Origin of the sequence: Variovorax sp. UC122_21 (assembly GCF_044056785.1) — a bacterium.
Classification (GTDB): domain Bacteria; phylum Pseudomonadota; class Gammaproteobacteria; order Burkholderiales; family Burkholderiaceae_C; genus Variovorax.
Genome location: NZ_CP172004.1, coordinates 3,594,934 through 3,619,870 on the forward strand (window position 1 = coordinate 3,594,934; position 24,937 = coordinate 3,619,870).

General features: G+C 70.7%; 24 protein-coding genes. 10 read left to right on the top strand and 14 right to left on the bottom strand.

Annotated elements, in window-relative coordinates; translation table 11 throughout:
• Positions 1–31: 31 nt before the first annotated feature.
• From ACHMXE_RS29365 to ACHMXE_RS29380, 4 genes are read left to right on the top strand one after another with little or no spacing between them, the layout of a single operon-like run.
• Positions 32–1,432 carry a TolC family protein gene (locus ACHMXE_RS29365; RefSeq protein ID WP_395347683.1) on the top strand — a complete coding sequence of 467 codons (1,401 nt, stop codon included), beginning with the start codon at positions 32–34 and terminating at the stop codon, positions 1,430–1,432.
• Positions 1,433–2,419 carry an HlyD family secretion protein gene (locus tag ACHMXE_RS29370; protein WP_395347684.1) on the top strand — a complete coding sequence of 329 codons (987 nt, stop codon included), beginning with the start codon at positions 1,433–1,435 and terminating at the stop codon, positions 2,417–2,419.
• Positions 2,420–2,422: 3 nt separating this feature from the next.
• Positions 2,423–3,607: an ABC transporter permease gene (locus ACHMXE_RS29375; RefSeq protein ID WP_395347686.1), complete on the top strand. Its 1,185-nt coding sequence runs from the start codon at positions 2,423–2,425 to the stop codon at positions 3,605–3,607.
• Positions 3,607–4,755 carry an ABC transporter permease gene (locus tag ACHMXE_RS29380; RefSeq protein WP_395347687.1) on the top strand — a complete coding sequence of 383 codons (1,149 nt, stop codon included), beginning with the start codon at positions 3,607–3,609 and terminating at the stop codon, positions 4,753–4,755. The genes ACHMXE_RS29375 and ACHMXE_RS29380 overlap by 1 nt, the downstream gene beginning before the upstream one ends.
• On the opposite strand, the gene ACHMXE_RS29385 is transcribed toward ACHMXE_RS29380, so the two are convergent.
• The gene (locus ACHMXE_RS29385; protein WP_395347688.1) at positions 4,752–5,378 is read right to left on the bottom strand and encodes a TetR/AcrR family transcriptional regulator; all 627 of its coding nucleotides are present in this window, start codon (positions 5,376–5,378) and stop codon (positions 4,752–4,754) included. The two genes, ACHMXE_RS29380 and ACHMXE_RS29385, sit on opposite strands and share 4 nt — an antisense overlap.
• A 129-nt stretch (positions 5,379–5,507) precedes the next feature.
• Between ACHMXE_RS29385 and ACHMXE_RS29390 the strand changes: the two genes are divergently transcribed.
• Positions 5,508–6,362: a metal-dependent hydrolase gene (locus tag ACHMXE_RS29390; RefSeq protein ID WP_395347689.1), complete on the top strand. Its 855-nt coding sequence runs from the start codon at positions 5,508–5,510 to the stop codon at positions 6,360–6,362.
• A 10-nt stretch (positions 6,363–6,372) separates the two neighbouring features.
• Here the strand turns inward: ACHMXE_RS29390 and ACHMXE_RS29395 are convergent, their stop codons facing one another.
• The 8 genes from ACHMXE_RS29395 to ACHMXE_RS29430 all read right to left on the bottom strand — a co-directional run bounded on the left by ACHMXE_RS29395 (position 6,373) and on the right by ACHMXE_RS29430 (position 13,993).
• On the bottom strand, positions 6,373–6,960 hold the full coding sequence (locus ACHMXE_RS29395) for a hypothetical protein (RefSeq protein WP_203205651.1): 588 nt from the start codon (positions 6,958–6,960) through the stop codon (positions 6,373–6,375).
• A 256-nt stretch (positions 6,961–7,216) separates the two neighbouring features.
• Complete coding sequence (locus ACHMXE_RS29400; RefSeq protein ID WP_057592505.1) at positions 7,217–7,477, bottom strand: hypothetical protein; 261 nt, start codon at positions 7,475–7,477, stop codon at positions 7,217–7,219.
• Complete coding sequence (locus ACHMXE_RS29405) at positions 7,464–7,835, bottom strand: hypothetical protein (protein ID WP_209540633.1); 372 nt, start codon at positions 7,833–7,835, stop codon at positions 7,464–7,466. The genes ACHMXE_RS29400 and ACHMXE_RS29405 overlap by 14 nt, the downstream gene beginning before the upstream one ends.
• A 17-nt stretch (positions 7,836–7,852) precedes the next feature.
• Complete coding sequence (locus tag ACHMXE_RS29410; protein ID WP_395347692.1) at positions 7,853–8,788, bottom strand: DUF6999 family protein; 936 nt, start codon at positions 8,786–8,788, stop codon at positions 7,853–7,855.
• Complete coding sequence (locus tag ACHMXE_RS29415; RefSeq protein WP_395347693.1) at positions 8,775–10,691, bottom strand: iron-containing redox enzyme family protein; 1,917 nt, start codon at positions 10,689–10,691, stop codon at positions 8,775–8,777. Before ACHMXE_RS29415 ends, ACHMXE_RS29410 begins: the two co-directional genes overlap by 14 nt.
• Positions 10,692–10,694: 3 nt before the next feature.
• Positions 10,695–11,618: a fatty acid desaturase gene (locus ACHMXE_RS29420; RefSeq protein WP_395347695.1), complete on the bottom strand. Its 924-nt coding sequence runs from the start codon at positions 11,616–11,618 to the stop codon at positions 10,695–10,697.
• Entirely contained in the window at positions 11,602–12,396 is a 795-nt protein-coding gene (locus ACHMXE_RS29425) for a sterol desaturase family protein (protein ID WP_395347696.1), read from the bottom strand. The genes ACHMXE_RS29420 and ACHMXE_RS29425 overlap by 17 nt, the downstream gene beginning before the upstream one ends.
• Before the next feature lie 10 nt (positions 12,397–12,406).
• Positions 12,407–13,993 carry a phospholipase D family protein gene (locus tag ACHMXE_RS29430; RefSeq protein ID WP_209540638.1) on the bottom strand — a complete coding sequence of 529 codons (1,587 nt, stop codon included), beginning with the start codon at positions 13,991–13,993 and terminating at the stop codon, positions 12,407–12,409.
• 163 nt (positions 13,994–14,156) lie between these two features.
• Between ACHMXE_RS29430 and ACHMXE_RS29435 the strand changes: the two genes are divergently transcribed.
• Together ACHMXE_RS29435 and ACHMXE_RS29440 are read left to right on the top strand one after the other, a co-directional pair.
• Positions 14,157–14,714 (top strand): peroxiredoxin, encoded by a 558-nt coding sequence (locus ACHMXE_RS29435; protein ID WP_395347697.1) that lies wholly within the window; start codon positions 14,157–14,159, stop codon positions 14,712–14,714.
• Positions 14,715–14,756: 42 nt separating this feature from the next.
• Positions 14,757–16,190, top strand: a complete 1,434-nt coding sequence (locus tag ACHMXE_RS29440) for an aldehyde dehydrogenase family protein (RefSeq protein ID WP_261213849.1) — start codon at positions 14,757–14,759, stop codon at positions 16,188–16,190.
• A 71-nt stretch (positions 16,191–16,261) separates the two neighbouring features.
• On the opposite strand, the gene ACHMXE_RS29445 is transcribed toward ACHMXE_RS29440, so the two are convergent.
• Together ACHMXE_RS29445 and ACHMXE_RS29450 are read right to left on the bottom strand one after the other, a co-directional pair.
• Entirely contained in the window at positions 16,262–17,152 is an 891-nt protein-coding gene (locus ACHMXE_RS29445; protein WP_395352853.1) for a ZIP family metal transporter, read from the bottom strand.
• A 38-nt stretch (positions 17,153–17,190) separates the two neighbouring features.
• A complete protein-coding gene (locus ACHMXE_RS29450; RefSeq protein ID WP_395347698.1) occupies positions 17,191–17,841 on the bottom strand; it encodes a superoxide dismutase in 651 nt (216 codons plus the stop codon).
• 186 nt (positions 17,842–18,027) lie between these two features.
• Between ACHMXE_RS29450 and ACHMXE_RS29455 the strand changes: the two genes are divergently transcribed.
• From ACHMXE_RS29455 to glp, 3 genes are all read left to right on the top strand, one after another.
• Positions 18,028–18,735 carry a hypothetical protein gene (locus ACHMXE_RS29455; RefSeq protein ID WP_395347700.1) on the top strand — a complete coding sequence of 236 codons (708 nt, stop codon included), beginning with the start codon at positions 18,028–18,030 and terminating at the stop codon, positions 18,733–18,735.
• A 112-nt stretch (positions 18,736–18,847) separates the two neighbouring features.
• On the top strand, positions 18,848–19,993 hold the full coding sequence (moaA, locus tag ACHMXE_RS29460) for a GTP 3',8-cyclase MoaA (RefSeq protein ID WP_395347701.1): 1,146 nt from the start codon (positions 18,848–18,850) through the stop codon (positions 19,991–19,993).
• Positions 19,994–20,001: 8 nt separating this feature from the next.
• On the top strand, positions 20,002–21,315 hold the full coding sequence (glp, locus tag ACHMXE_RS29465) for a gephyrin-like molybdotransferase Glp (RefSeq protein ID WP_395352855.1): 1,314 nt from the start codon (positions 20,002–20,004) through the stop codon (positions 21,313–21,315).
• 7 nt (positions 21,316–21,322) lie between these two features.
• On the opposite strand, the gene ACHMXE_RS29470 is transcribed toward glp, so the two are convergent.
• From ACHMXE_RS29470 to ACHMXE_RS29480, 3 genes are read right to left on the bottom strand one after another with little or no spacing between them, the layout of a single operon-like run.
• On the bottom strand, positions 21,323–22,300 hold the full coding sequence (locus tag ACHMXE_RS29470) for a Bug family tripartite tricarboxylate transporter substrate binding protein (RefSeq protein WP_395347702.1): 978 nt from the start codon (positions 22,298–22,300) through the stop codon (positions 21,323–21,325).
• 43 nt (positions 22,301–22,343) lie between these two features.
• Positions 22,344–23,597 carry a DUF1254 domain-containing protein gene (locus ACHMXE_RS29475; protein ID WP_395347703.1) on the bottom strand — a complete coding sequence of 418 codons (1,254 nt, stop codon included), beginning with the start codon at positions 23,595–23,597 and terminating at the stop codon, positions 22,344–22,346.
• Between the two features lie 25 nt (positions 23,598–23,622).
• Complete coding sequence (locus tag ACHMXE_RS29480; RefSeq protein ID WP_395347704.1) at positions 23,623–24,732, bottom strand: CaiB/BaiF CoA transferase family protein; 1,110 nt, start codon at positions 24,730–24,732, stop codon at positions 23,623–23,625.
• Between the last annotated feature and the right edge of the window lie 205 nt (positions 24,733–24,937).

Below are 24,937 nucleotides of genomic sequence, written 5' to 3' on the forward strand. Positions count from 1 at the left end.
CCTTCACTGTCGCAACGCCCTCCTCCAGGCCTTGGCGCCGCTGCTGCTCGCGGCCACCGGCGGCGCGGTTTTCGCGCAGGCTTCTTCATCAGCCGACGAGGCCACCGCGATGAGCTTCGACGCCGCGCGCGCCCGCATGCTCGACCGCTCCGACAAGCTCGCGGCCGCGCGCGCCGCGGTCGAGGCCAAGCAGTTGCAGGGCGATGGGCTCAAGCGGCTGGGCGGCCCGGTGGTCAGCGTGTCGGGACTGGCCTATGCGTACAACGCCAACCTGAACCTCGACCTCGATCCGCTCAACCAGAAGCTCGGCCAGATCGGGCAGGCGCTGCCGCCGTCGATCCAGAACTTCATCGCGCGCGTGCCGATCCCGCAGCTGCCCAACAGCTACACCCTGAACCGGCACGACACCGGTTCCAACGCCTCGGTGTCGGCGGTCTGGCCGATCTACCTGGGCGGTGCCACCGACGCGGTGCGCGGCTTCGTGTCGGCGCAGACGCGCGAGGCCGAGGCCGATGCCGAACAGACGAGCCACGAGGTCGACACGCTGCTGGTGCAGCGCTACTTCGGCGCCCAGCTCGCGCAGCGCGCGGCGCAGTTGCGCGCGCAGGCCGAGCGCACCATCGCGCAGCACGACGCGGCGGCGCAGAAGATGCTCGCGGCCGGCGTGATCTCGCGCGTCGAACGGCTGCAGGCCAGCGCGGCCTACGAGGAGGCGCGCCGCAACGCGCGCAAGGCCGAGAACGACGCCGCGCTCGCGGCCGTGGCGCTGGCGCGCACGGTGCGCGCCGAGGGCCGCGTGGCGCCGCAGACGCCGCTGTTCGTGATCAGCGCACCGATAGAACCGCTGGGCTGGTTCATCGATTCGGCGCTCAACCGCCATCCGGGCCTCGACAAGGTCGCGGCCAAGAAGTCGCAGGCCGAACAGCTGCACGAGGGCGAGGAAGCGCTGCGTCGCCCGCAGGTGATCGCCTTCGGCACGCGCCAGCTCAAGAGCGGCAATGCCGACTGGGTGGCCGGCCTGGGCGTGCGCTGGACCTTGTACGACTCGGTCGACCGCGATGCGCTCTCGGCCGCGTCGCAAAGGCAGGTCGAGCAGGCCGAACGCACCGGCGCGCAGGCACGCAGCGACATCTCGCTGCTGGTGGAACGCAACTGGCGTGCGCTCGACAACGCGCGCCGCCAGTACCTCGAGATGCAGGCCTCGGTGGAACTGGCGCGCGAGGTGCTGAAGCTGCGCACCTCGGGCCTGCGCGAAGGCACCAGCACCACGCTCGACCTGATCGACGCCGAGACCAACCAGGCCAAGGTGCTGACCGAGCGCGCGCAGGCCGCCAACGAGTACGTGCAGGCGCTGGCCCAGTTGCTCGAGAGCGCGGGCCTGTCCGACCGCTTTTCCGACTACATCGCGCGTGCCGACGTGAAGGTGAACTGAATGATGAGTGCCAAGACCCGCCAACTGATCGCGATCCTGGCCGCGCTGCTCGTGCTGGCGCTGCTGGCCTGGGGCTTCTGGCGCGCCTCCCGGCCCGCGCCCGAGGTGTTCCAGGGCCAGATGGAGGCGCGCGAGACCGACGTGGCCGGCAAGGTGACGGCGCGCGTGGCCGAGGTGCTGGTGAAGGAAGGCGACCGCATCCAGGCCGGCGCGGTGCTGGTGCGCATGGACAGCCCCGAGGTGCGCGCCAAGCTCGCGCAGGCCACCGCCGCCGAGCAGGCCGCGCAGGCTGTGGCCCAGAAGGCGCAGAACGGCGCACGGCCGCAGGAGATCGAGATGGCGCGCATGCAGTGGCAGCGCGCCGAGACCGCGGCCCAGCTCGCGCAGACCTCGTTCCGTCGCGTCGACGGCCTCGCGCGCGAAGGCCTGGTGGCCGACCAGAAGCGCGACGAGGCCGAGGCCAACTGGAAGGCCTCGCGCGACGCGGCGATCGCCGCCAGGGCGCAGTACGACATGGCGCGCGCCGGCGCGCGTCCCGAGGACCAGGCCGCGGCCAGCGCGCAGGCGCGCCAGGTGGCCGGCGTGGTCGCGGAAGCCGAAGCCGCCAGGGCCGAGACCGAGCTACGCAGCCCGGTCGCCGGCGAGGTGGCCAAGGTGCTGGCCAAGGTCGGCGAACTCTCGCCGCAGGGCGTGGCGGTGGTCACGGTGGTCGACCTGGCCGACCAGTGGGTGGTGCTCAACGTGCGCGAGGACCGGCTGCCGCGCTTCGCGATGGGCAGCGAGTTCGAGGCCCGCCTGCCCGCGCTGGCCGAGGACCGGCGCACGGCGCGCTTCAAGGTCTACTACAGCGGCGTGCTGCCCGACTTCGCGACCTGGCGCGCCACCCGCGGCGGCGCCGGCTTCGACGTGCGTACCTTCGAGGTCCGCGCGCGGCCGCTGCAGCCGATCGAGGGTGCGCGGCCCGGCATGAGCGTGCTGGTCGACTAGCACATGAGCCTTCGCGGCTTCTCCACCGCCAGCGCACGGCGCGAGTTCGCGCTGCTGCGCACGCGGCCCTGGGACCTCGCGATGATCACCTGGGTGCCACTGCTCGCGGTGCTCCTGATCTGGTGGATCTTCTCGGCCGGCCTGCCCGAGCGGCTGCCGATCGGCGTGCTCGACCAGGACCGCTCGGCGCTGTCGCGCCAGATCGTGCGCTTCCTCGATGCCACGCCGGGCCTGCGCGTGGTGCAGCGCTTCGACGACGAAGGCGCGATGGCGCGCGCGCTCACCAGCGGCGCGGTCGATGCCGCGGTGCAGCTGCCGCGCGATCTCAACCGCGAGGTCAAGCAGGGCCGCACCGGCCAGGTCGTGCTGCTGCACAACGCCCAGCTCGGCACCCATTCGAGCCTGATCCAGCGCGACGTGCGCACCGTGGTCGCCACGGTCTCGGGTGGCGTCGAGCTCGCGGTGCGCAACAAGCGCGGCGAATCGATGATCGCCGCGCGCGCGACCATGGAGCCGCTGAAGGCCGGCACCGTCGCGCTGTTCAACACCTCGGGCGACTACGAGCAGTTCCTCGGCGCCGCGCTGATCCCGGCGCTGCTGCACATCCTCGCGATGACCGCCGGCGCCTGGGCCGTGGGCCGCGAGCTGCGCGACCGCAGCATCGGCGGCTGGCTCGGCGCCGCGCCGCGCTGGCACGAGGCGCTGGCCGCGCTCGCGGGCAAGCTCGCGCTACCGTTCGCGAGCCTGTCGCTGGTGGGCATCGCCGCCATGCTGTGGATCACGGCCGGGCGCGGCTGGCATCCGGTGGGCTCGCTCGGCTGGACGCTGTTCGCGCTGGTGGTGTTCCTCGCGCTGTCGATCGCGCTCGGCGGCTTCGTGGCGGCGCTCACGCGCTCGCTGCGCACCGCGCTGTCGGCCACCGGCTTCATCACCGCGCCGGCCTTCGCGTTCGGCGGCGTGGGCTTCCCGCTGGTGGCCATGCCCGCGCTAGCGCAGCGGTGGGCCGCGCTGCTGCCCTACACCCACTACATCCGCGTGCAGATGGAGCAGCTGCAGATGGGCGCGCCGCTGGCCTATTCGGCCGCAACGCCGCTGTGGATGGTGCTGGGCAGCGCCGTGCTGCTGGCCGCGACGGCCACCGCGCTGGGCCGCGCCGCGCGCGCACCCGATTCGTGGGGCGGCCGCTGATGGAGCGGCAGCGCGCCCTCGCCCGCTTCGGCGCCGCCTGGAGCGACACCGCGCTGGCCGTGCTGCGCGACAAGGGCGTGCTGCTGATCATGCTGCTGGCGCCGATCATCTACGGCTTCTTCTACCCCTGGCCGTACGGCTCGCAGGCCGTGACCCGCGTGCCGGTGGGGGTGGTCGACCAGGACCACACCGGGCTGTCGCGCCAGATCGCGCGCTTCGCGATGGCCAATCCGCGACTGGACGTGCGCCTGGTGACGGCCGACGTGCACGAGGCGCAGCAGGCCCTGTGGCGAGGCGAGATCGAGGGCTATGCATTGCTGCCGGCCGACCTCAAGCGCAGCGTGCTGCGCGGCCTGCCGGCGGTGGTGAGCATCGAGGGCAACGGCGCCTACGCGCTGCTCAACAAGGCGGTGCTCTACGGTTTCTCGGAAGCGGTGGGCACGGTCTCGGCCGGCGTCGAGATTCGCAAACTGCAGGCCGGCGGCCAGAGCGCCGTGCAGGCGGCGCGCAGCCGCAGCCCGCTGGTCACGCAACTGGTGGCGCTGTTCAATCCCACCGAGGGCTACGGCAGCTACGTGGTGCCGGCGGTGGCGCTGCTGATCCTGCAGCAGACGCTGCTGATGGGCACCGCGATGCTGGCCGGCACCTGGGCCGAGGCGCGGCGGCTGCGCGCCTCGATGAGCGCCTGGCTGGGCCGGCTGGCGGCGCTGTCGGGCTTCGGCGTGCTCAGCGGCATCTTCTATTTCGGCTGGGTGTTTTTTTTGCAGGATTACCCGCGCGGCGGCAACCCCTTCGGCGCGCTGGTGCTGCTGGCCTTCTACGTGCCCGCGATCTGCACGCTGGGCCTGCTGCTGGGCTGCTGGTTCCGCGACCGCGAACGGGCGCTGCAGGTGCTCCTGTTCACGGCCCTGCCGATGGCTTTTCTGTCGGGTTTCTCGTGGCCGGTCGAGGCCCTGCCCGCGCCGCTGCAGGCCCTGCGCTGGCTGTTCCCGAGCACGGCGGGCATCCAGGCCTCGCTGCGGCTCAACCAGATGGGCGCGCCGCTGCACGACGTGCTGCCGCACCTGGGCGTGCTGCTGGCCCTGCTGTTCGCCGGCCTGCTGGCGCTGTGGCTCGCGGCGACGCCGCGGCGGGCGGCACCCGCCTAACGCTGGCTCTCCGCCGCCACCGCGCGCACCAGCCGCGTGGCCGGCGCGACCAGCTCGCGCAGGTCGCCCGCGCGCTCCTGCTCGATGGCTTGCAGCACCAGCTCGTTGATGCCGCCGACCACCGTCATCGCCATCTCGCTCGTCAGGTGCGCCTGCGGGCCCGGGCCGGTCGTGCCGCTGCTGTTGATCGCGGCCTGGATGAAATTCGCGATCTCGTCGTTGACCCGGCGCCGCGCCACCAGCCCCGGCATGCCCAGGCCCAGGATCTCGACGAACAGCGTGCGCAGCAGCACCGGGTCCTGCGCGAGGTAGTCGAGGTAGGCCGTGATCGCGCGCTCCACCTGCGCATGCCAGGGCTGCACCGGGTCGAAGGCCTCGCTGACCGCCTGCAGCGCCAGGTGGCTGGCCGCCTCGTAGAGCGCGATCAGGCATTCGGTCTTGGTCGCGAAATGCTCGTAGAAGGTGCGGCGCGACACCGAGGCCTCGCGCACGATGTCGGCGATGGTGGTGTCGGCATAGCCCTTGGCGGCCACCGCGCGGGCCATGCCCTCGAGCAGCCGGCGGTAGTGCTCGTTGCGCGATTCGGCCGGAGTCTGGGAGGTGTTGTCGGTGACGGCACTCATGAACGGAACATTTTCGTACGCACTGGTACTTGACAGTACCAAGCACCCGGAGGCACCATGCAGGCATTGCGGTACGCATCTGTACCACGCCCCTTGCCACCACCATTCCGATTCACGAGGATTGTCTTCATGAGCACCGAACTCGTCGTCCGCCGCCTTCTGATCGACCTCCAGGCCCCGTTTGCCCGCGACTGGTGCGGCGGCGACGCATTCTCCACCGCCTTCTTCAACGCCCTGTCGATGAGTTTCCCCTTCGGCGAGCAGTTCTTCATCGACGCCGTGCGCGACGCCGTCGCCACCCTGCCGCCCGAGACGCAGGACCAATACCGCGCCGACGTGCGCGGCTTCATCGGCCAGGAGGCGACGCACCGGCGCATCCATTCGCTGTTCAACGCCCACCTCGAGAAGCAGGGCCTGGTCGACCGCTGGACCGAGCGCGCGAGCAAGCGGCTGTCGCTGATGGAAGGCGCCGATCCCCGCCACGCGCTCGCGGTGACGGCCGCCACCGAGCACTTCACGGCCATGTTCGCCGAGTGGCTGCTCGCGCATCCGCAGATCCTCGACGGCGCCGAGCCCCGGCTGCGCACCATGTGGCTGTGGCACAGCGCCGAGGAGCTCGAGCACAAGAGCGTGGCCTTCGACGTCTACCGGGCCGCGGGCGGCTCCGACGAATGGCGCACGCGCTGGTTCCGCCGCGTCACGCTGATGTTCCTCGGCGACCTGATGCACCAGACGCTGGCCAACCTGCGGCACGAGAAGCAGTTGTGGAAATGGTCGACCTGGAAGAGCGCCGCGCGCATCCTGCTCGCGCGCGACGGCCTGCTGCGCGGCAACTACGCGATGTGGCGCCGCTACCTGCGCGCCGATTTCCATCCCACCCAGCAGGACAGCAGCCTGTCGGAGCGCTGGCTGGTGGACAACCGCGCGGCTTACGTGCCGGTCGGCGGAGCGGCCAAGGCGCAGCCGGAAGCGGCCGCGGCCTGAGCGCGGTTCTTCAGAAGAAGCTGGTGCGGTGCTGCGGCACCGTGCCGCTCGCCTGCTGCTGCGGGTCGACGCGCAGCGGCACCTCGTGCAGGGTGTCGAAGTCCGAGGGCGCGTCGGGCACGCGCATCACGGCCTCGAGCTCGTGCATCGAGGCCACCCAGCGGCCGGCCGGCGACTCGGCCGGCTCGTCGTTGGCGAAGGTGCCGTCGCGGATGTAGAAGGTCTCGCCCTCGGGACGCTCGCCGTGCAGCTCGACCAGGCGGGCGATCGAGAAGTTGTAGGTCACCAGCTTCTCGCGCGTCAGGCGGTCCTTGCCGCCGCAGTTGAACGAGCCCTCGGACGCGATCACGATGCACGAGCCGTCCACGCTGCTGTCGGTGCCATGGCCCGAGCGCCAGATGGCGTTGGGCAGCCGCACCCGCACCTTGTCGATGACCAGGTCGCGCTGCTTGTTGAGGCTGCCCAGCGGCGGCACCAGCGAACGCAACTGCCGCAGGCGCTCGGCAAAGTTGTCGTCCATCAGGAATTCCACATGATGCGACGCGCTGCCCGAAGACCGCTTGACCACCTGCATGACCACGTGACGCGGTTTAGCCACGGCAGCTTCCTTTCGCGCGCGCGAACTGTCGCACTACGCCAAAAGCATTCATTGCCTTGCTGCAAATCATCTGATGTCGGCCTGAAATTAGAACTTTTTGACCAATGCAATTACATGCATCAATTGTTTCTAACTGTATAACTATTGCAGTCAACTTGGAAGCCGGACGACGGCATGCCCGCACGGGCATGTCGCCAACGCGTCGCCCCGCCGTGCTAGGCGAGACGGATCGATAGACGCCCCCGCGGGCGTTGGGTCATTCGGGCGACGACGGCGCGGCCGCGGCGGCTTCCAGCGCCTCGTCGAGCGCCTTGCAGGACGGCGCGCAGACGGTCTGGGACTTGCCGAGCACCTGGCGGGTGCGCAGCTGCGAACGCACGCGGTGCTTGCCGCACATGAAGCACGACATGGTGGCGCCGCTGAACGACGCGGAGGCGCGGAACGGGGACCCCGGCGTCTTCGACTTGTAGCGCAGGCCGTCTTCCAGGACGGCAGTCTTCACCTCAGCCTTGGCCATCGGTTTCTTCCTTCTTGTTCGGTTCGGGGCGGCGCATGGCGCGCGCGATTGCTTCCCTGGCGCGGGTCTCGGCCGCCAGCGAGGCGTCGAGCGCGGAGCGGCACAGGCCGGCGTGCTGGTAGTTGAGGTTCTCGTACACCTCGGCGGCGGCCGGATAGGCGTCGAGCAGGCGGCTGAGGTCGGCGCCCGATTCGACGTCTTCGAACTCGTGCACCAGGTGCGCGACCACCGAGCGGTACTGCTCGGCACCGACGGGCACCTTGCTGTGTTCCAGCCGCTCGAGCAACTGGGCCAGCACATGGGTCACCGACAGATCGGTCTTGGGGGACGGAGTGTGGGTCGTGTTCATGGTCTGCATCTGGGGACAGCATACCCCTATGCAAGTGGCGGGGTGTCGGCCGAAGCCCCTTCCCCGGCCGGGACGAAGCCGGATTCGCCGCCCTCGCCGCTCCTCGCGGCCTTCATGCGCTGCAGCAGGCTGTGCAGCATTTCGGTCGAGAGGCCATGGATCACCAGCCGGTGCCCGGCCCGCAGGGTCGACAGCGGCACCAGCGGATGCTTGTTGTTGACCAGGATCAGGTGCTCGGGCGCCGCGAGGATGGTGGCGGCATAGATGCCGATGGTTTCATCCAGTTGCAGCGAGTTGGCGGCGCGCCAGAAGTCGTTGTCGGTCAGCATCAGCTGGTAGAGCGGCGTGAACAGCTCGATGGCGCTCTGCAGATCGAGGAAGTTGAGCCGCCCATGCGGCATGTCCTCCAGGCGCAGCGCGGGCTCCCGGATCATCGAGAAATCGGGCGCGTCCGCCTTGCCCAGCGCCAGCCCGCGGTCGCGCAGCGCCTGGTTCAGCCGGATCACGAAATTGAAGAGGTTCAGGTCGTGCTTGAGGAACATGTCGTCCTTCAGCGCCTCGATGTCCGGCGGCTCCAGCGGTGAGGTGACCACCGGCGCCGGTGAATTGCGCCCGATGAAGGCCAGCACCTGCGAGCCCAGGTGGAAATGCCGCAGGATCAGCCAGTTGGCCTCGGGCGAGACGAAATGCTGGAGCCCCCAGGCCAGGATGCGGTGCAGCAGCCGCGAGTGCGACCAGTTGCGCGGCACGAACACCTTCACCACCTGGATCAGGATGATGGTGGCGCGCGCGATCGGCCGCAGGAACGGCAGCAGGTACTGCCGCGAGCCCGAGCTCGAATCGGCGAGCCAGGCGGCCTTGACCTCGTCGGGCAGCGGCGTGCTCTGGTCGAGGTAGAGCGCCAGCCAGGGGCTGGGGTCGCGCTCGTCGTGCCCGCGGGCCAGGAATTCAGGCGTTCGCATGGGAAATCCGCTCGGTGATGTGCTGGAACTGCATCAGGTAGAGGGCGGCCGTGTGGCGCGCCGTGTCGGCGATCTGGCGCGCGGCGCGGGCCTGGCCCTCGACGGCCATCACCATCTCGACCGCGAGCAACCAGCGGTTCAGGTGGTTCTCGTCGTTGTGGCCGTGGTATTCGAGGAAGCGGAAGGCATCGGGCGGCAGCCGCAGGCTGGCCTTGAGCAGCGGCAGCAGCGCCGGCACGATGCGCTGCCCCGTGCCCTCGATGATGTAGATCGCGCCCAGCAGGCCGATCGGGTCGCGCGTGGCGGCCAGCGCATGCAGGTAGGCGTTGAGCGCCTCGCCGCCCGGGTTGCGGCGCAGGTCCTCGATGCGCTCGACCGTGCCGCCGGCCTTGCGGTAGTCGCTGAACAGGATCTGGAAGTCGTTCTGCTCCTCGCCCGCGTGCACGCCGATCAGCGAGGACAGCGCCTGGTACGGCTCGCTCAGCGAGGCCGCGCCCTCGCGCATCCAGAGGCTGCCTTCGCGCACTTGCGGCACCCACTGCTCCATCCAGTTCAGGTAGTCGGGCACGGCGAAGCGGCGCTCGCGGATCTGCCGCACGAGCGGCGTGCGCCAGACGCGCGAGCGGTAGTCGTGCCAGATGGCGGCCAGCTCGGTCAGCAGCGCGCCCAGGCCCGCGGGCGCGGCGGCCGGGTCGTGCGGCGGCGCGATCACGAGCTCGTCGTCGGCCGTGGCCACGGTAGCGCGCGGCGCGACCATCACGGGCGGCGCCTCCACCGCCTCCACCTCGAACAGCATGTAGGCCGCCATGAAGCGCCCCGACTCCGGCACGTAGCAGAAGACCTGCTCGCCGGGCTTCAGCGCGCGGGTGTGGAGGAACTCGGCCAGCATCACCAGGATCGACGCCGCCCCGGTGTTGCCGCGCCACGCGAGGTTGCTCCACCAGCGCTCGCGCGGGATCGACAGCTCGGCCTTGGCCATCAGGTCCTCGACCACGGGGATGAACTTCTCCGACGAGTAGTGGCAGAGGAAATGGTCGACGCGCTTGGGATCGACCCAGCCGTCGCGCACCAGCCCCGCGTACTCGTGGATGCCGATGTCGAACAGGTGCGGCAGCAGCCGGATGTCCTGGCGCAGCGACAGCGCGCCGGCCGCCTCGGCCTCGGACCAGGAAGCGAAGTCGAGGTGGCCGCGCGCGCGGTCCTCGGTCAGGCCCAGCTGCATGCAGACCGGGTAGTCACCCGAGAACGAGCGCTGGTGCACCCACTTCAGGCGCAGCCGCAGGCCCGGCGAACCGGCCAGCGCGGGTGCGCCATCGGACAGCAGCAGCGCCCCGGCGCCGTCCGACAGCATCCAGCGCAGGAAGTGCGAGTCGAAGTCGGTCTCGTAGCCGCGCGCCGCGAAGCGCGAGCGCTTGAACAGCCGCGAGGGCATCTCGCTGGCCACCGCGAGCGCCGAGCGGTGCGCGCCCAGCTCGATGCCCTGCGCCGCGGCCTGTATCGCCGACACGCCGGCCGCGCAGATGCCGTGCACCGCGAGCGTTTCCATCGGCGCTGCCGCGAGCTCGCCCTGGATCATGTTGGCGAAGCCGGGCATCAGCGTGTCGCCGCCCGAGGAGCCGCTGGCCAGCAGCGACACGCGCGACAGCTCGGCGCCGCCGCGTTGCAGGCAGTCGCGGATCGCGCCGGCCGCCATCTGCGCATTGGTGTGGCGCGTCGCGCCTTCGGCATCGATCGCGTAGTGCCGTGTCTGGATGCCGTTCTCGGCCAGGATGCGGCGCTTGATGCGCTCGGACATCCGGTTGAGCGGCGCGATGAAGTCGTCCATGCGCTCGTTGGGCACGGGGTCGCCAGGCATGAAATAGCCGGCGCTTTCGAGGTAGACGCGTTGGAAGGGAACTGGCATGTGTCAGGAAGTGAAGGAATCGCCCGGCATCAGCGGTCGGCTGCGCCATCGCGGCCAGAGCGCGCCGAGCACGAACACGCGCGCCATGTACGGCACCAGCCCGCCCTCGTTGAGCGACGGATCGACCCGCGCGCGGTAGTGCGTGCGATGCAGATGCGTGAGCTCGGACCAATGGGCATGCGGGTTCTCGTGGTGCGCTGTGTGGAGCCCGATGTTGAACAGCAGCGGATTGACCCAGCCCTCGAAATTGCGCGCGTAGTTCAGCGGGGTACCCGGGGTATCGCCGCGCGCCCCTCGTTCGGGCCGGCGGCCGTCGGCGTGCGCGTGCTGCAGGTAGTTGGTGGCCAGCAGCCAGTGCAGGCCGTGCAGCTGCGGCAGGATCACGAACACCAGCGCCTTGCGCCAGTCGAGCGCGAGCAGCGCGGCCCAGCTCGCGAGCCACAGCGCGTACTGCGCCATGCAGTAGCGCCAGGCCCCGCGCCGATGGCGATGCAGCCGCCCCAGCCACGCGATGAACAGCGGGAACAGCACCCACACCGCCTGGAACGGATGCAGCAGGTAGCCGCGCAGATGGTTGCTGTCGCCGCCGAAGCGGTAGGTGCGCGCCACATCGTTCGGGCCATGGCGATGGCGGTGGTGGTTCGCCACGTGCGCGGGCCAGAACACGAAGGTCGGATGGCCCTGCAGCAGCGTGATCCAGGAGTCGGTCAGGCGGTTCATGCGCCGGCCGCGCCACATGCGCAGGTGCACGTGGTTGTGGTGGATCACGCCAACGCCGAGCGTGAGGAACAGCATCGGCGCATAGAGCCAGAGGCTGAACCCATGCACCCATTGCCAGGCGGCGAGCGCCGGCAGGGCCGCGAGGTAGAGCAGGCTCTGCCAGTCGCGCCAGTGACGCAGCCGCGGCATCTCAGGCCGGCCTGCCATCGTGCGTGGCCGCACGGCCGCGCTGCCTGTCGCGAAAGCCCCGGAACAGCGGCTCGGCCGCGTCGGCCGCGATGCGGGTGCCGAAGAGCCGGTCCATGAAGGTGAACTGGAAGCCGTAGTTGCCGTTGTGGCAGGCGTGGTGCAGGTGGTGGCGGCGGCTGGCCGCGAACCAGTGGCTGTACGACACGCGCGGGAAGAAGTCGTAGTTCGAATGCCCGACGCTGTTGAAGAACAGGCTGAACACCGGCACCGAGGCCAGCGACCAGAAGCTGAAGTCGTGCAGCACCATCGGCAGCAGGATCACGTTGCCGAGCATCGCGGCCTCCAGCGGATGGAAGCTGTAGGTGGCCCAGGGCGTGGTCACGAAGGAGCGATGGTGCGGCCCATGGAAGCGCCGCAGCCAGCGCGTGTGCAGCAGCCGGTGGTTGAGCCAGAAATGCACGTCGTTCCACAGCGCGAGCACCACGATCTCCAGCACGACCTGGCGCCAGCCCGCATCGGGATCGAGCCGCGCCCAGCCCAGCTGCAGCAGCCCCCAGGGAAACACCATGCCGAGCCCGAAGATCAGCACCGAGATGCCCGATTGCGTGAGCTCGCGCCGCAGTTGCCCGGGCTGCAGCGGCCGCGGATCGAGCACCCGGCCGATCCCCAGCGCCGGCAGCACGCGCTTCGTCAGCAGGGTGTTGAGCGCGCCGAAGCCGAGGTAGATGCCGCCGAAGAACAGCAGCCCCCACAGCATCACCTGCGGGGCGGAAAGGGACGTGAAGGTCTGCGCCATCCCCCCGAGGCTACAGCAGCATCTCGGGCACGATCGGGGCGATCAGCATGTTGTAGAAGCGCTGGAAGAAATCCGACTCGGGCTCGGCGGTCAGGATCAGCTCCTTCTCGCCGTCGGTCGTGAGCCATTCCAGGGTGCCCGTGCCCTTGGCCAGGCGCAGCCGGTAGGAGTTCTGCAGCTTGCTGATGTTGATCACGCGCAGCATCTCGCGCGCGAGCTGCGGGCTGTCGGCCACCACGCCCATCTCGGTGTTCTGGCTGGCCGAGCGCGGGTCGAGATTCATCGAGCCGATGAAGATGCGGCGCTTGTCGATGGCCGCGGTCTTGGCATGCAGCCGGCCCAGCGACTTGCCGAACATGCCGAAGCGCTCGCCCGCGCTGGTGCGCTTGGGGCTCAGCTCGTAGACGTCGGCGCCGCTGCGCAGCAGCCGTTCGCGGTAGCGCACGTAGCCGGTGTGCACCAGCGGCTCGTCGTTGGCGGCCAGCGAGTTGGTCAGCAGCGTGAGCTTGACCTTGCGCTTCGTCAGTTCCTCGAAGGCCGCCATGCCGCGCTCGCCCGGTACCAGGTAGGGCGAGGTCAGGTCGACCTCGCTCTGCGCATCGAGCATCAAGGTCCAGACCTTCATCGTCACGCTGGTGGCGATGGCCTCCTCGGCGGTCATGGTGGTCGGCTTGGTCGGCGGATCGGCGATGGCGCGCGCCTCGCCCCACAACAGGCCCATGCGGCCCGCGTCGAGCTCCTCGGCGATCGGTCCGTAGCCGAGGATGTCGACCGACGGCAGCACGATCTTCGGCGGCGGCGCGGCCATGCCGATCCAGGCATCGAAATCGGCCGCACCCGGCGCACGGCCGCCCTCGCCCGTCACGATGTCGGCCACCGGCCAGACCTGCCGGCTGTTCCAGTAAGTGTCGAAGATCGATTCGAGCTGCGGCACCACCTTGCCGACCACCAGCGCGTCCATGTCGATGAAGTTCTGCGCCTCGCTGAGCACGAAGTACTCGTCGGCGATGTTGCGCCCGCCCACCACCGCCATCGCGCCGTCGGCGATGAACAGCTTGTTGTGCATGCGGTGGTTGAGCCGCGCGATCTCCAGCGGCGAGGCCGCGAAGCGCGACAAGAGCCCGCCGCCGCGCCCGCAGCAGAAGGGATTGAACAGCCGCACCTGCACGTTGGGCACGGCGGCCAGCGCCAGCAGCAGTTGCTGGCTCTTCATGGTGTAGAGGTCGTCGACCAGCAGGCGCACCTGCACGCCGCGCGCGGCCGCCTCGCGCAGCGAACGCAGCAGCAGCCGGCCGGTGGCGTCGTTCTCGAGCTGGTAGTACTGCACCACGAGCGAACGCTGGGCCCGCTGCGCGAGCTGGATGCGCGCGTCGAGCGAATACACGCCCAGCGGCATCAGCCGGAAGCCCGAGTGCTCGCCGGGCGGCGTCGAGGCCTCGGCGATCTTCGCCAGCCGGGTCGAGGGATCGAAGGCCGCGGCATGCTCGGCGGGCCGTTCGCGCGCGGGCGGCAGCGAACCGCAGGCGGCGAGCGTCGCGGCCACGCCGAGGGCGTACACGAGGCGCAGCGCGCGCCGGATCCAGGCATTCGTCGTCATTTTCCGTTCTTCCCCGCCATCGGCGCGATGAGCGCGCTCCCGGGGCCGCATCTTCCCTCTTTTCGAGCGCGGCCCCTGCGGCAAGTACGGCGCGCACGCCGCGCCGGTTTCAGCGGCGGCATCGTCCTAGAATCCGCCCCCACAGCGACCGGAGCACACCGCCATGCAACTTCCGACCTTCTCGCGCGCGGCATTCGGAGCACTCGCGCTGGCCGCGGCGGCGCTCTGCGCACCCGCGCGCGCCGCGCTCGACATCGGCGACCCCGCGCCCCGCTTCACCGCCACCGCCGCGCTCGGCGGCAAGACCTTCCGCTACTCGCTGGCCGATGCGCTCGCCAAGGGGCCGGTGGTGCTGTACTTCTTCCCGGCCGCCGACTCGAACGAGTGCTCGATCGAGGCCCATGCCTTCGCCGAGGCCATCGACCAGTTCGCGGCCCTGGGCGCGACGGTGATCGGCGTCTCGGCCGACGACATCGACACGCTGTCGAAGTTCTCGGTCAAGTCCTGCCAGAGCCGATTTCCGGTCGCCTCCGACGAATCGAAGAGCGTGATCCAGTCCTTCGACGCGGTGATGCAGACCCGGCCCGACTTCGCCAACCGGCTGTCGTACGTGATCGCGCCCGACGGCAGGGTCGCCTCGTACTACCAGAACCTCAATCCCGACAAGCATGTCGAGCGCATGCTCAATGCGGTGAAGGCGCTGCCCAAGGCCGCACGGTAGGCGCCGCGCGGGGTTTCGCCGCTTCGCGCAAAATCCCGGCCCATGCAGCTCAACTTCATCGCCAACGCCGACGTTCCCTCGGCCTCCGGCCGCACCCTCCCCGTCATCGACCCTTCCGACGGCCAGCCCTACGACGAGATCCAGCGCAGCAATGCCGCCGACATCGACAGCGCGGTGCGCGCCGCGCGCGACTGCTTCGAGGGCGTGTGGCACAAGGTCAGCGCGGCCGACCGTGGCCGGCTGCTGTTCAAGCTCTCGCAGAAGATCGCCGAGCATGTCGACGAGCTCGCGGCGATCGAGCAGCGCGACTGCGGCAAGCCCGTGAAGCAGGCGCGCGCCGATGCGCTCGCGCTGGTGCGCTACTTCGAGTTCTATGCCGGTGCCTGCGACAAGCTGCACGGCGAGACCATCCCCTACCAGGACGGCTACAGCGTCTTCACCTGGCGCGAGCCGCACGGCGTGACCGGCCACGTGATCCCCTGGAACTACCCGATGCAGATCTTCGGACGCAGCGTGGGCGGCGCGCTCGCGGCCGGCAACGTCTGCGTGGTCAAGCCGGCCGAGGACGCCTGCCTGTCGCTGATCCGCGTCGCGCAGCTCGCGGCCGAGGTCGGCTTTCCGGCCGGCGCGCTCAACATCGTCACGGGTTACGGCCACGAGGTGGGCGACGCGCTCGCGCGCCACGAGGGCATCGACCACATCAGCTTCACCGGCAGCCCGAAGATCGGCACCTTGATCCAGCAGGTGGCGGCCGAGCGCCATTGCCCGGTCACGCTCGAGCTCGGCGGCAAGAGCCCGCAGATCATCTTCGCCGACGCCAACCTCGACGCGGCGATCCCGGTGCTGATCAACGCCATCGTGCAGAACGCCGGCCAGACCTGCTCGGCCGGCTCGCGCGTGCTGGTCGAGCGAGCCATCTACGAGCCGCTGCTCGAGCGCCTGGGCCACGCCTTCGAGGCGCTGCGCGTGGGCCCGGCCGCGATGGACCTCGACGTCGGTCCGCTGATCCGCCAGACCCAGCAGCAGCGCGTGTGGGACTTCCTCAGCGACGCGCAGGTGGCCGGCATCCCGATGGTGGCGCAGGGCATCGTGGTCGACGAGGCGCCCGAGACCGGCTTCTACCAGGCGCCCACGCTGCTGCGCGACGTGCCGGTGACCCACCGCCTCGCACAGGAGGAAGTGTTCGGCCCGGTGCTCGCCGCCATGGCCTTCGCCGACGAGGACGAAGCGGTGGCACTTGCCAACGCCACCCAGTTCGGCCTGGTCGCCGGCATCTGGACCGAGAACGGCGCGCGCCAGTTCCGCATGGCCAAACGCGTGCGCAGCGGCCAGGTGTTCATCAACAACTACGGCGCCGGCGGCGGCGTCGAGCTGCCCTTCGGCGGCGTCAAGTCCTCGGGCTACGGCCGCGAGAAGGGCTTCGAGGCGCTGTACGGCTTCACCACGCTGAAGACTGTGGCGGTGAAGCACGGCTGAGATCGCCTCCCTTCAAGAAAAACGCGGCGGACCGCCAGGCCCGCCGCGTTTTTCTTGCGGCTAGCAGCCGCTCAGCCCAGCGCCGTATCGAGCAGCATCATCAGCACGAAGCCCACCATGAGCCCGCCGGTGGCGAAGGCCTCGTGCCCCTTGCGGTGCGACTCGGGAATGATCTCGTGGCTGATCACGAACAACATCGCGCCCGCCGCGAAGCCGAGCCCCCAGGGCAGCAGCATCGCCGAATGGCCGACCACGGCCGCGCCGAGCACCGCGCCCAGCGGCTCGACCAGGCCCGAGGCCATGCCGATCAGCACGGCGAACATGCGGCTGTAGCCCGCGGCCAGCAGCGCCACCGCCACCACCAGGCCCTCGGGCACGTCCTGGATCGCGATGCCGGTGGCCAGCGCGTCGGCGCGCAGGCCGTTGTTGCCCGCGTAGCCGACACCGATCGCCAGCCCCTCGGGCACGTTGTGCAGCGCGATCGCGAACACGAAGAGCCAGGTGCGCCGGATCTGGCGCGCCGCCTGCCCCTCGCGGCCCTTGATGAAATGCTCGTGCGGCAGCACGCGGTCCATCACCATCAGCGCGATGCCGCCGAGCAGGATCGCACCGCCGATCACGCCGCCGGCGGCCCAGTCGCCACCGCCGAAGACGCCGATCGACTTGGCGGCCTCGAGGCCCGGAATGATCAGCGAGAAGGCACAGGCCGCGAGCATCACGCCAGCGCCGAAGCCGAACAGCGTGTCCTGCACGCGGTCGGGCAGGCGCTGCGAGAAGATCACGGGCGTGGTGCCCAGCGCCGTGGCGAAGGCCGCCACCGAGCCGCCGAGGAACGCGTTCCAGACCACCGGGTCGGCGGTCACGAAACGCCAGAAGTGCGCCACCACGACGAGCGCGCCGGCCGCCACGATCGCCAGCCCGAGCCATTCGCGCGCGCTGCGGGCGGGACGCGGGCCGTGCATGGCGGGGGCCGCGGCCGGTTGCTCGGAGCTGTCGGGGTTCATGCGTCGGGATTTCCGCCGCGCAGCGCCGCGGCATGGCGACGGGCCACCTCGGCCCAGTTGACGACGTTGTAGAAGGCCGCGATGTATTCCGGGCGGCGGTTCTGGTACTTGAGGTAGTAGGCGTGCTCCCACACGTCGAGCCCGAGGATCGGCACGTTGCCCGAGCCGATGCCGCGCATCAGCGGGCTGTCCTGGTTGCCGCTGCTCTCCACCGCGAGCTTGCCGGCGGGCGTGACCGTGAGCCAGGCCCAGCCGCTGCCGAAGCGCGTGAGCGCGGCCTTGGTGAAGGCCTCCTTGAAGGCCTCGAAGCCGCCGAGGTCGGCATCGATGGCCTTGGCGAGCTCGCCTTCGGGCAAGCCGCCGCCGCCCTGGCCCACGGGCGCCATCACGGTCCAGAACAGGCCGTGGTTGGCGTGGCCGCCGCCGTTGTTGCGCACCGCCGCGCGCAGGGCCTCGGGCAATTGCTCGACGCCGGCGATCAGCGCCTCGACCGGCTGGCCTTCGTGCGGCGTGTCCTTGAGCGCGGCGTTGAGGTTGTTGACGTAGGTCTGGTGGTGCTTGCCATGGTGGATTTCCATCGTCTGCGCGTCGATGTGCGGCTCGAGCGCGTCGAAGGCATAGGGCAAGGCGGGAAGAACGTAGGGCACGATGACAAAGCTCCTGGTTGAAAGAAGCCCTTTGCGTCGTCCATTCGCTACGTACTCAGGCGCACAAATGATAATAGTTCGCATTGTCCATGTCCAGACAGGCGGCACGAGAATGACGAGAACCCGCCAGACGGTTTGCGGCCGATACACTGGCCGGGCCGTCGCCGCCCGAGCAAAGAACGCCCGATGAACGCTCCACGCCCCCTGCCCTTCGTCCGCCTCCTCCCCGTGCTGGCGCTCGCGGCCGCCGGCCTCGCCCGCGCCGACTTCGCCTCGCCGCCGCCCGGCGAGTACATCTACGAGGGCGGCAACGGCGCGCTGCGGATCAAGCCCAACGGCCATTTCGACATCACGACCATCGGCGCCAACGCCCACACCTGCGCCCTCGACGGCACGCTCGCGCGCGGCACGGCGAAACTCGACGACTCGAGCTGCGTGGTGAATTTCACCGTCGACGGCGGCACGGTCAAGGTCGGCAGCAACGGCGTCGACCAGTGCCGCGACAGCTGCGGCGCCCGCGCCACCTTCGAGGGCACCTACACCCGCCCGGCGCCGGCCTGCACCGACCGGGCCGTGGCCGCCTCGCGCCAGGGCTTCAAGCGCCGCTACGACGCGCGCGACTACGCCGCCGCCCTCACCACGCTGGCGCCGGTGCTCAGCCAGTGCGACAAGACCCTGGACTGGATCAGCAAGGGCTGGATGCGCAACGACCTCGCGCTGACCCAGTACAAGCTCGGCGACCGCGCCGCCTGCCTGCAGACCCTGGCGCCGCTGGCCGAGAGCGCGGGCAAGAGCGACGAGCAGATCCAGGAGGAGTACCCGCCGGCCGACGCCGAGATCTACCTGCCGGTGGTGCGCGCCACCCGTACCAACCTCAAGCTCTGCCGCGGTTGAACGGCCCCGAATCGCCGAAGCTTGACCGCGGGCAAGGTCCGCCGCGGCGCGATCCAGTAGCCTGCGCGGCACGGGCCCTTGGCCCATGGCGCAAAATCGGAGCTTCCGCCCCATGAACAACCGCAGCAGCCACAGCACCGTCATCCCGATCGCCGAGATCGGCCGCGCGCGCCCCGCCCCCGTCGTGCCCGGCGTTGCACTGCCCGCCACCGGCGTGCTGCACGACCGCCTGGGCCGGCCGCTGACCGACCTGCGCATCAGCGTGACCGACCGCTGCAACTTCCGCTGCAGCTACTGCATGCCGAAGGACGTGTTCGACAAGGACTACCAGTACCTGCCGCACAGCGCGCTGCTGAGCTTCGAGGAGATCACGCGGCTGGCGCGCCAGTTCGCCGCGCACGGCGTGCGCAAGATCCGGCTGACCGGCGGCGAGCCGCTGCTGCGCAAGAACATCGAGGGCCTGATCGAACAGCTCGCCGCGCTGCGCACGCCCGCGGGCGAGCCGCTCGAGCTCACGCTCACCACCAACGGCTCGCTGCTCAAGCGCAAGGCCACCGCGCTCAAGGCCGCCGGCCTGCAGCGCGTGACCGTGAGCCTCGACAGCCTCGACGACGCCGTGTTCCGCCACATGAACGACGTCGACTTTCCTGTCGCCGACGTGCTCGCCGGCATCGAGGCCGCGCATGCCGCGGGCCTGGGCCCGATCAAGGTCAACATGGTGGTCAAGCGCGGCACCAACGAGCAGGAGATCCTGCCGATGGCGCGCCACTTCCGCGACCAGCTCGACGGCAAGGTCGTGCTGCGTTTCATCGAATACATGGACGTCGGCGCCACCAACGGCTGGCGCATGGACGAGGTGCTGCCCTCGGCCGAGGTCGTCGCGCGCATCGGCGCCGAGTTCCCGCTGCGCCCGCTCGAGGCCAGCGCGGCCGGCGAGACCGCCCAGCGCTGGGCCTATGCCGACGGCCGCGGCGAGATCGGCGTCATCAGCAGCGTCACGCAGGCCTTCTGCCACGACTGCAGCCGCGCGCGGCTGTCGACCGAGGGCAAGCTCTACCTGTGCCTGTTCGCGAGCGCCGGCCACGACCTGCGCCCGCTGCTGCGCGGCGGCGCCAGCGACGAGGAGATCGCCTCGGCCATCGGCCACGTCTGGCAGGGCCGCGCCGACCGCTACTCGGAACTGCGCGCGCTGCGCGGCCCCGACGACGGCGGCGCCAAGACGCAGCGCCGCGTCGAGATGAGCTACATCGGCGGATGAGCGCTCCGATGGGCCGCATCGCCGACATCGCCGCCGGCCTCGCCGGCCACGACCCCCAGGACCTCGGCGTCGACGGCGTGCGCGGTTTCATCGAGCGGCTGGTCGAAGGCGCCGTCGTCGCGCAGCATGAACAGCTCGGCCTGCGCCAGGCGCTCGGCCGGGTGCTGGCCGAGGACATCGTCTCGCCCGTCAGCGTGCCGCCGCACGACAACTCCGCCATGGACGGCTTCGCCTTCGACGGCGCGCTGCTGCGCGACGACGCGCCCAGCGATGCCTCGGTCTCGCTGCGCATCGCCGGCACCGCGCTGGCCGGCGCCACCTGGCGCGGCGCCCTGGCCCCGGGCGACGCGGTGCGCATCATGACCGGCGCCGTCATGCCCGCCGGGCTCGACACCGTGATCCCGCAGGAGTTCTGCCGCGTCGAGGACGATCGCCTGAGCTTCCCCGCGCGCGTGGTGCGCCGCGGCGACAACCGCCGCCTCGCGGGCGAGGACCTGATGCAGGGACAGCCCGCGCTGCGCCGCGGCCAGCGGTTGTCGCCCGCCGCGCTCGGCATGGTCGCGAGCCTGGGCCTGACCGGCGTGCCGGTGCTGCGCCGGCTGCGCGTGGCCTGCCTGTCGACCGGCGACGAGATCCTCGAGGTCGGCGACACGCCGCGCGAGGGCGCGGTCTACGACAGCAACCGCTACACCGTCACCGCCCTGCTCGAGCGGCTGGGCTGCGAGGTCATCGACCTCGGCCTGGTGCGCGACGATCCCGCTTCGCTGGCGGCGGCCGTGCAGCGCGCGGCGCGCGAGGCCGATGCCATCGTCACCAGCGGCGGCGTCAGCGCCGGCGCGGCCGACCACACGCGCGACGTGATGCGGCAGCTCGGCGACATCGCCTTCTGGCGCGTCGCGATGCGTCCGGGCCGGCCCATGGCCGTGGGCCTGATCCCGCGCGAGCCCCAGGGCTCGGAATCTGCCGTGCTGTTCGGCCTGCCCGGCAACCCGGTCGCCGTGATGGTCACCTTCCTCGCCTTCGTGCGGCCCGCGTTGCTGCGCATGATGGGCTGCCATGCCGCCGCTGCCGCGCACCCGCCGCTGCTGCGCGCGCGCAGCCTCGGGCCGATCCGCAAGAAGCCGGGCCGCACCGAGTACCAGCGCGGCTTCGTGCAGTCGGTGCCCGGCACGCTGCCCGAGGTGCGGGTGGCGCTCAACCAGGGCTCGGGCGTGCTCAGCTCGATGGTCGAGGCCAATGGCCTCGTGGTGCTGCACCACGACCAGGGCCCGGTGGCCGCGGGCGACGAGGTCGACGTGATGATGTTCGACGGGATCGTCTAGGGCCTTTTCACTCCGCCGTGATGTTCGCGGCCTTGATGATCTGGGCCCACTTGCGCGTCTCGCTGCCGATGAACGCGCTGAACTCTGCGGCGCTGCCGCCACGCAGTTGCAGTCCTGCCGCCTCGGCCTTGCGGCGCACGTCCGCGTTGGCCACGGCCGCGTTGATCTCGGCATTCAGGCGCTCGACCACCGCCGCCGGCGTGCCCGCGGGCGCCAGCATGCCGTACCAGCCGTAGCCCACGACCGATGGCAGGCCCTGCTCGCGCAGGGTGGGCGCATCGGGGTACAGCGGCGAACGCTCCTCGTTGGCCACGCCCAGCACCCGCAGCTTGCCGGCCTGGATGTGCGGCACCGCGGTCGAGATGGCGGTCAGCGTGGCGTCGATGCGCCCGGCCAGCAGTTCGGTGTAGGCCGGCGCGTCGCCGCGGTACTGCACCACCACGCCCTTGGCGCCCGCCGCGCGCAGCAGCAGCTCGGCCGTCAGGTGCGGCGCGGAGCCCGCGCCCGGCGAGCCGAAGGTGGCGCCCCCGGGCTGCGCCTTCGCATGCTTCACGAACTCGGCCAGCGTCTTGTAAGGCGCCTGGGCATTGACCACCAGGAACAGCGGCGCGATCGCGGTGCTGGCGATGGCGGCGAAGCTCTTGTGCACGTCGTACGGCAGGTCCTTGTACAGCGCCTCGCCGATGGCGATCGGCGCAGCCGCGTGCAGCAGCGTGTAGCCATCGGGCGGCGCCTTGGCCACGAAGTCGTTGGCGATGCGCGTGCCCGCGCCCGCCTTGTTCTCGACCACGATGCCCTGGCCCAGCCGGCGCCCGAGGAAGTCGCCGAGCACGCGCGTGAGGATGTCGTTGGAGCCGCCCGCGCCATAGGGCGAGATCATGCGGATCGGCCGCGCGGGCCAGGCCTGCGCGAAAGCCGGCGCGCTCCAGGGCAGCGCCAGGCCGGCGGCCGCGGCGAGAAGGTGGCGGCGGTTCAGGGTCGTCATGCGTGTCGTCTCCATTTTTTTAAGTGTGTTCGTTCGTCGTGTCTCAAGCCTGCCGGATCGGCGGATAGTCGAAGCGCAGCGCCAGATGGTCGGCATGCGGCTGGTAGAGCCTCAGCACCACATAGAACCGCTCGTCGCGCGGCGCGGGCAGCCAGTTCATGCCCGGCCCCGGATCGTCGGCCTGCAGCCGGATCGCGAGGCTGCCGTCGGCCTCGTGGCGCAGGCCCGGCGTACGGTCGCCGATCGAATAGCGCGCGATCGGGTTGGCCACGAACAGGCAGTCGCTGCGTCGGTACATCGTGAGCGACCAGAAGGCGCCCACCTTCGGCGCCCGGCCCGGCGCGAAGCGCAGCTCGTAGCGCCGCGATCCATCGAGCGGCTCGCCCCGCGCGTCGACCTCGGCCGTCGGGTACATCGCCTCGTCGATGCCGAGCGCACCGATGAAGTTGCGCGCGATGCGCGCGCGCGTCGGCAGATCGTCGCCCCAGTGCGTGCGCACCATGACCGGGATGGCCCAGCCGCCGCCGAGGTCGTGCGGCTGGCCGGCGTTGCGCAGGCCTTCGTAGACGGCCGGCAATGCGGCCTCGAGCGCGCCGGCCGCGGGCGGCCATGCGAGCCGCTCGCCCTCGGGCACGGGATTGCGCCGCAGCGCGGCCTCCACGACCTGGCGATACAGCTCGGGCGCGGGAATGCGCGTGTCGCGGCCGTCGAGCACGGTGTCGACGCGCATCGCCGCGTCGGCGCCATCGAGCCGCACGAGCCGCAAACCCGCCTGCAATGCGCGCACGCGCTCGGCATCGGCGCCGTCGTCCTCCACGAGGATGCGGCCGATCAGCCAGACGTCGTCGCCCGCCGCGCGGATCGTGTGCGTGATGCCCTCGGGCACTGCGCCGCGCCAGCCCGGCCCATGGACCAGCGTGCGCTGCGCCCGGTTGCCGGTGGTGCGCCGCCCCACGTAGGCGAAGGGGTTGGTCCAGGCATCGAGCAGCCCGAGGGTCCAGTAGCGCTCGCCCATGTCGGGCGACTCGATGACCACCGGCCCCTCGCGGAGGTCGAGCCAGGCGTTGCTGTAGACGGTGTCGTTGTTCGGGCTCACCACCTCCCGGTCCTCGGGCCCGAGGCGGCGGTGCGTGTGGGTGAACTGGTTGACCCAGCGCATGCCGGTGCCCGGTTCCGTCGCGGCGAAGCCCAGCCGCGGATGGCGGCGCGCGGTGGTCGCGGCGCGCATGCGCATCATCTCGAACAGCGGCAGCGTCTGGATGACCGCGGCTTCGTCGGGGTGTGTGAACAGGTCCATGGTGTCTTTCTCTCTCATCCGGCGCTCAGGCCACGGCGCCGTCGCGGCGCAGCTCGGCGATTTCCTGCGCGCCGAAACCCAGCGCGCCCAGCACCTCGTCGGTGTCCGCGCCGCAGGCGGAGGCGGCGCGCGGCCGGGCGCGCGGCGCGTCGCCGAGGCTGTAGGGCAAGGCAAGCGAGGGGTAGCGACTGCCGTCGGCCGCGACCGCATCGACCAGCATGCCGCTGGCCTGCACGTCCTCGCTGTCGAGCACCTGCCGGTAGCTGCGCACCGCGCCGACGACGATCTGGTTGCGGCTCAGCAGCGCCACGCACTCCTCGCTGGTGAAGGCAGACAGGCACTCGCGCAGCACCGCGCGCAGTTCGGTGCGATGCCGCACGCGCAGGGCGTTGCTGCGAAAGCGCGGATCGTCCGCGAGCGCCTCGCGCCCCACGACGCGGCAAAAGCGCGCCCAGTGCTCGTCCGCATAGGCCGACAGCACGATATGCCCGTCGCGCGTGGGCACCACCTCGGCGGCTGGCGCGTTGTTCGGCTGGCCGTCGCCGATGCGCGTCGGCTCGGGCGCGCCGCCCAGGTAGTCGCACCAGGTGGTGGCCTGCAGGTGCAGCGCCACCTCGAGCAGCGAGGTGCGCAGCGTCTCGCCCCGGCCGGTGCGCGTGCGGCCATAGAGCGCCGCCAGCACCGCCTGCGCGCCCAGGTGCCCCGCGGCCGCGTCGATGACCGGCACGCCCACCTTCTGCGGCAGCCGGTCCGGCTCGCCCGTCACCGACATCAGCCCGCTCTCGGCCTGCGCGGCCACGTCGTAGCCGGGACGCGCGCTCGAGGGCCCGCGGTTGCCGAAGCCCGAGATCGAGAGGTAGATCAGCTTCGGGAAGCGCTCGCGCACCGGCTCCGGCCCGAAGCCCAGGGCTTCCACCGCGCCCGGGCGCAGGTTCTGGATCAGCACGTCGCTGCCCTCGATCAGCCGCCACGCGACCGCGCGCCCGGCCTCGCTCTTGAGGTCGAGCGCAATCGAGCGCTTGCCGCGGCTGTAGGCCCGGATCATCGACTCGCCGTAGCGCCCGATGTGGCGCGCCTGGTCGCCCGCGATCGGCTCGATCTTGATGACCTCGGCGCCCAGCTCGGCCAGCACCATCGCCGCGCCCGGGCCGGCGATGTACTGCCCATGTCGATCACGCGCACTCCCGCCAGCGGTGCCGCGGGGCCGGATGTCTCGGTCGTTATATCGGTCGTTGTCTCGGTGTTCATCGGCCCGGACCTTATCCCCTTCCCCTATTCTTGAAAATTCGATAATCGTGAGGGAGCGATCACGATCAGCTATCGCCTCCGACACCGGGAAT

Bases quoted from the DNA above. Each gene is read 5' to 3' on its own strand.
- ACHMXE_RS29435 (WP_395347697.1), top strand. From the start codon at position 14,157: ATGCAACTTCCGACCTTCTCGCGCGCGGCATTCGGAGCACTCGCGCTG.
- ACHMXE_RS29400 (WP_057592505.1), bottom strand. From the start codon at position 7,477: ATGGCCAAGGCTGAGGTGAAGACTGCCGTCCTGGAAGACGGCCTGCGC.
- ACHMXE_RS29375 (WP_395347686.1), top strand. From the start codon at position 2,423: ATGAGCCTTCGCGGCTTCTCCACCGCCAGCGCACGGCGCGAGTTCGCG.
- moaA (WP_395347701.1), top strand. From the start codon at position 18,848: ATGAACAACCGCAGCAGCCACAGCACCGTCATCCCGATCGCCGAGATC.
- ACHMXE_RS29385 (WP_395347688.1), bottom strand. From the start codon at position 5,378: ATGAGTGCCGTCACCGACAACACCTCCCAGACTCCGGCCGAATCGCGC.
- ACHMXE_RS29470 (WP_395347702.1), bottom strand. From the start codon at position 22,300: ATGACGACCCTGAACCGCCGCCACCTTCTCGCCGCGGCCGCCGGCCTG.
- ACHMXE_RS29415 (WP_395347693.1), bottom strand. From the start codon at position 10,691: ATGCCAGTTCCCTTCCAACGCGTCTACCTCGAAAGCGCCGGCTATTTC.
- ACHMXE_RS29445 (WP_395352853.1), bottom strand. From the start codon at position 17,152: ATGCACGGCCCGCGTCCCGCCCGCAGCGCGCGCGAATGGCTCGGGCTG.
- ACHMXE_RS29410 (WP_395347692.1), bottom strand. From the start codon at position 8,788: ATGCGAACGCCTGAATTCCTGGCCCGCGGGCACGACGAGCGCGACCCC.
- ACHMXE_RS29475 (WP_395347703.1), bottom strand. From the start codon at position 23,597: ATGGACCTGTTCACACACCCCGACGAAGCCGCGGTCATCCAGACGCTG.
- ACHMXE_RS29420 (WP_395347695.1), bottom strand. From the start codon at position 11,618: ATGGCAGGCCGGCCTGAGATGCCGCGGCTGCGTCACTGGCGCGACTGG.
- ACHMXE_RS29405 (WP_209540633.1), bottom strand. From the start codon at position 7,835: ATGCAGACCATGAACACGACCCACACTCCGTCCCCCAAGACCGATCTG.
- ACHMXE_RS29380 (WP_395347687.1), top strand. From the start codon at position 3,607: ATGGAGCGGCAGCGCGCCCTCGCCCGCTTCGGCGCCGCCTGGAGCGAC.
- ACHMXE_RS29430 (WP_209540638.1), bottom strand. From the start codon at position 13,993: ATGACGACGAATGCCTGGATCCGGCGCGCGCTGCGCCTCGTGTACGCC.
- ACHMXE_RS29370 (WP_395347684.1), top strand. From the start codon at position 1,433: ATGATGAGTGCCAAGACCCGCCAACTGATCGCGATCCTGGCCGCGCTG.
- glp (WP_395352855.1), top strand. From the start codon at position 20,002: ATGGGCCGCATCGCCGACATCGCCGCCGGCCTCGCCGGCCACGACCCC.
- ACHMXE_RS29480 (WP_395347704.1), bottom strand. From the start codon at position 24,732: ATGGTGCTGGCCGAGCTGGGCGCCGAGGTCATCAAGATCGAGCCGATC.
- ACHMXE_RS29455 (WP_395347700.1), top strand. From the start codon at position 18,028: ATGAACGCTCCACGCCCCCTGCCCTTCGTCCGCCTCCTCCCCGTGCTG.
- ACHMXE_RS29425 (WP_395347696.1), bottom strand. From the start codon at position 12,396: ATGGCGCAGACCTTCACGTCCCTTTCCGCCCCGCAGGTGATGCTGTGG.
- ACHMXE_RS29390 (WP_395347689.1), top strand. From the start codon at position 5,508: ATGAGCACCGAACTCGTCGTCCGCCGCCTTCTGATCGACCTCCAGGCC.
- ACHMXE_RS29440 (WP_261213849.1), top strand. From the start codon at position 14,757: ATGCAGCTCAACTTCATCGCCAACGCCGACGTTCCCTCGGCCTCCGGC.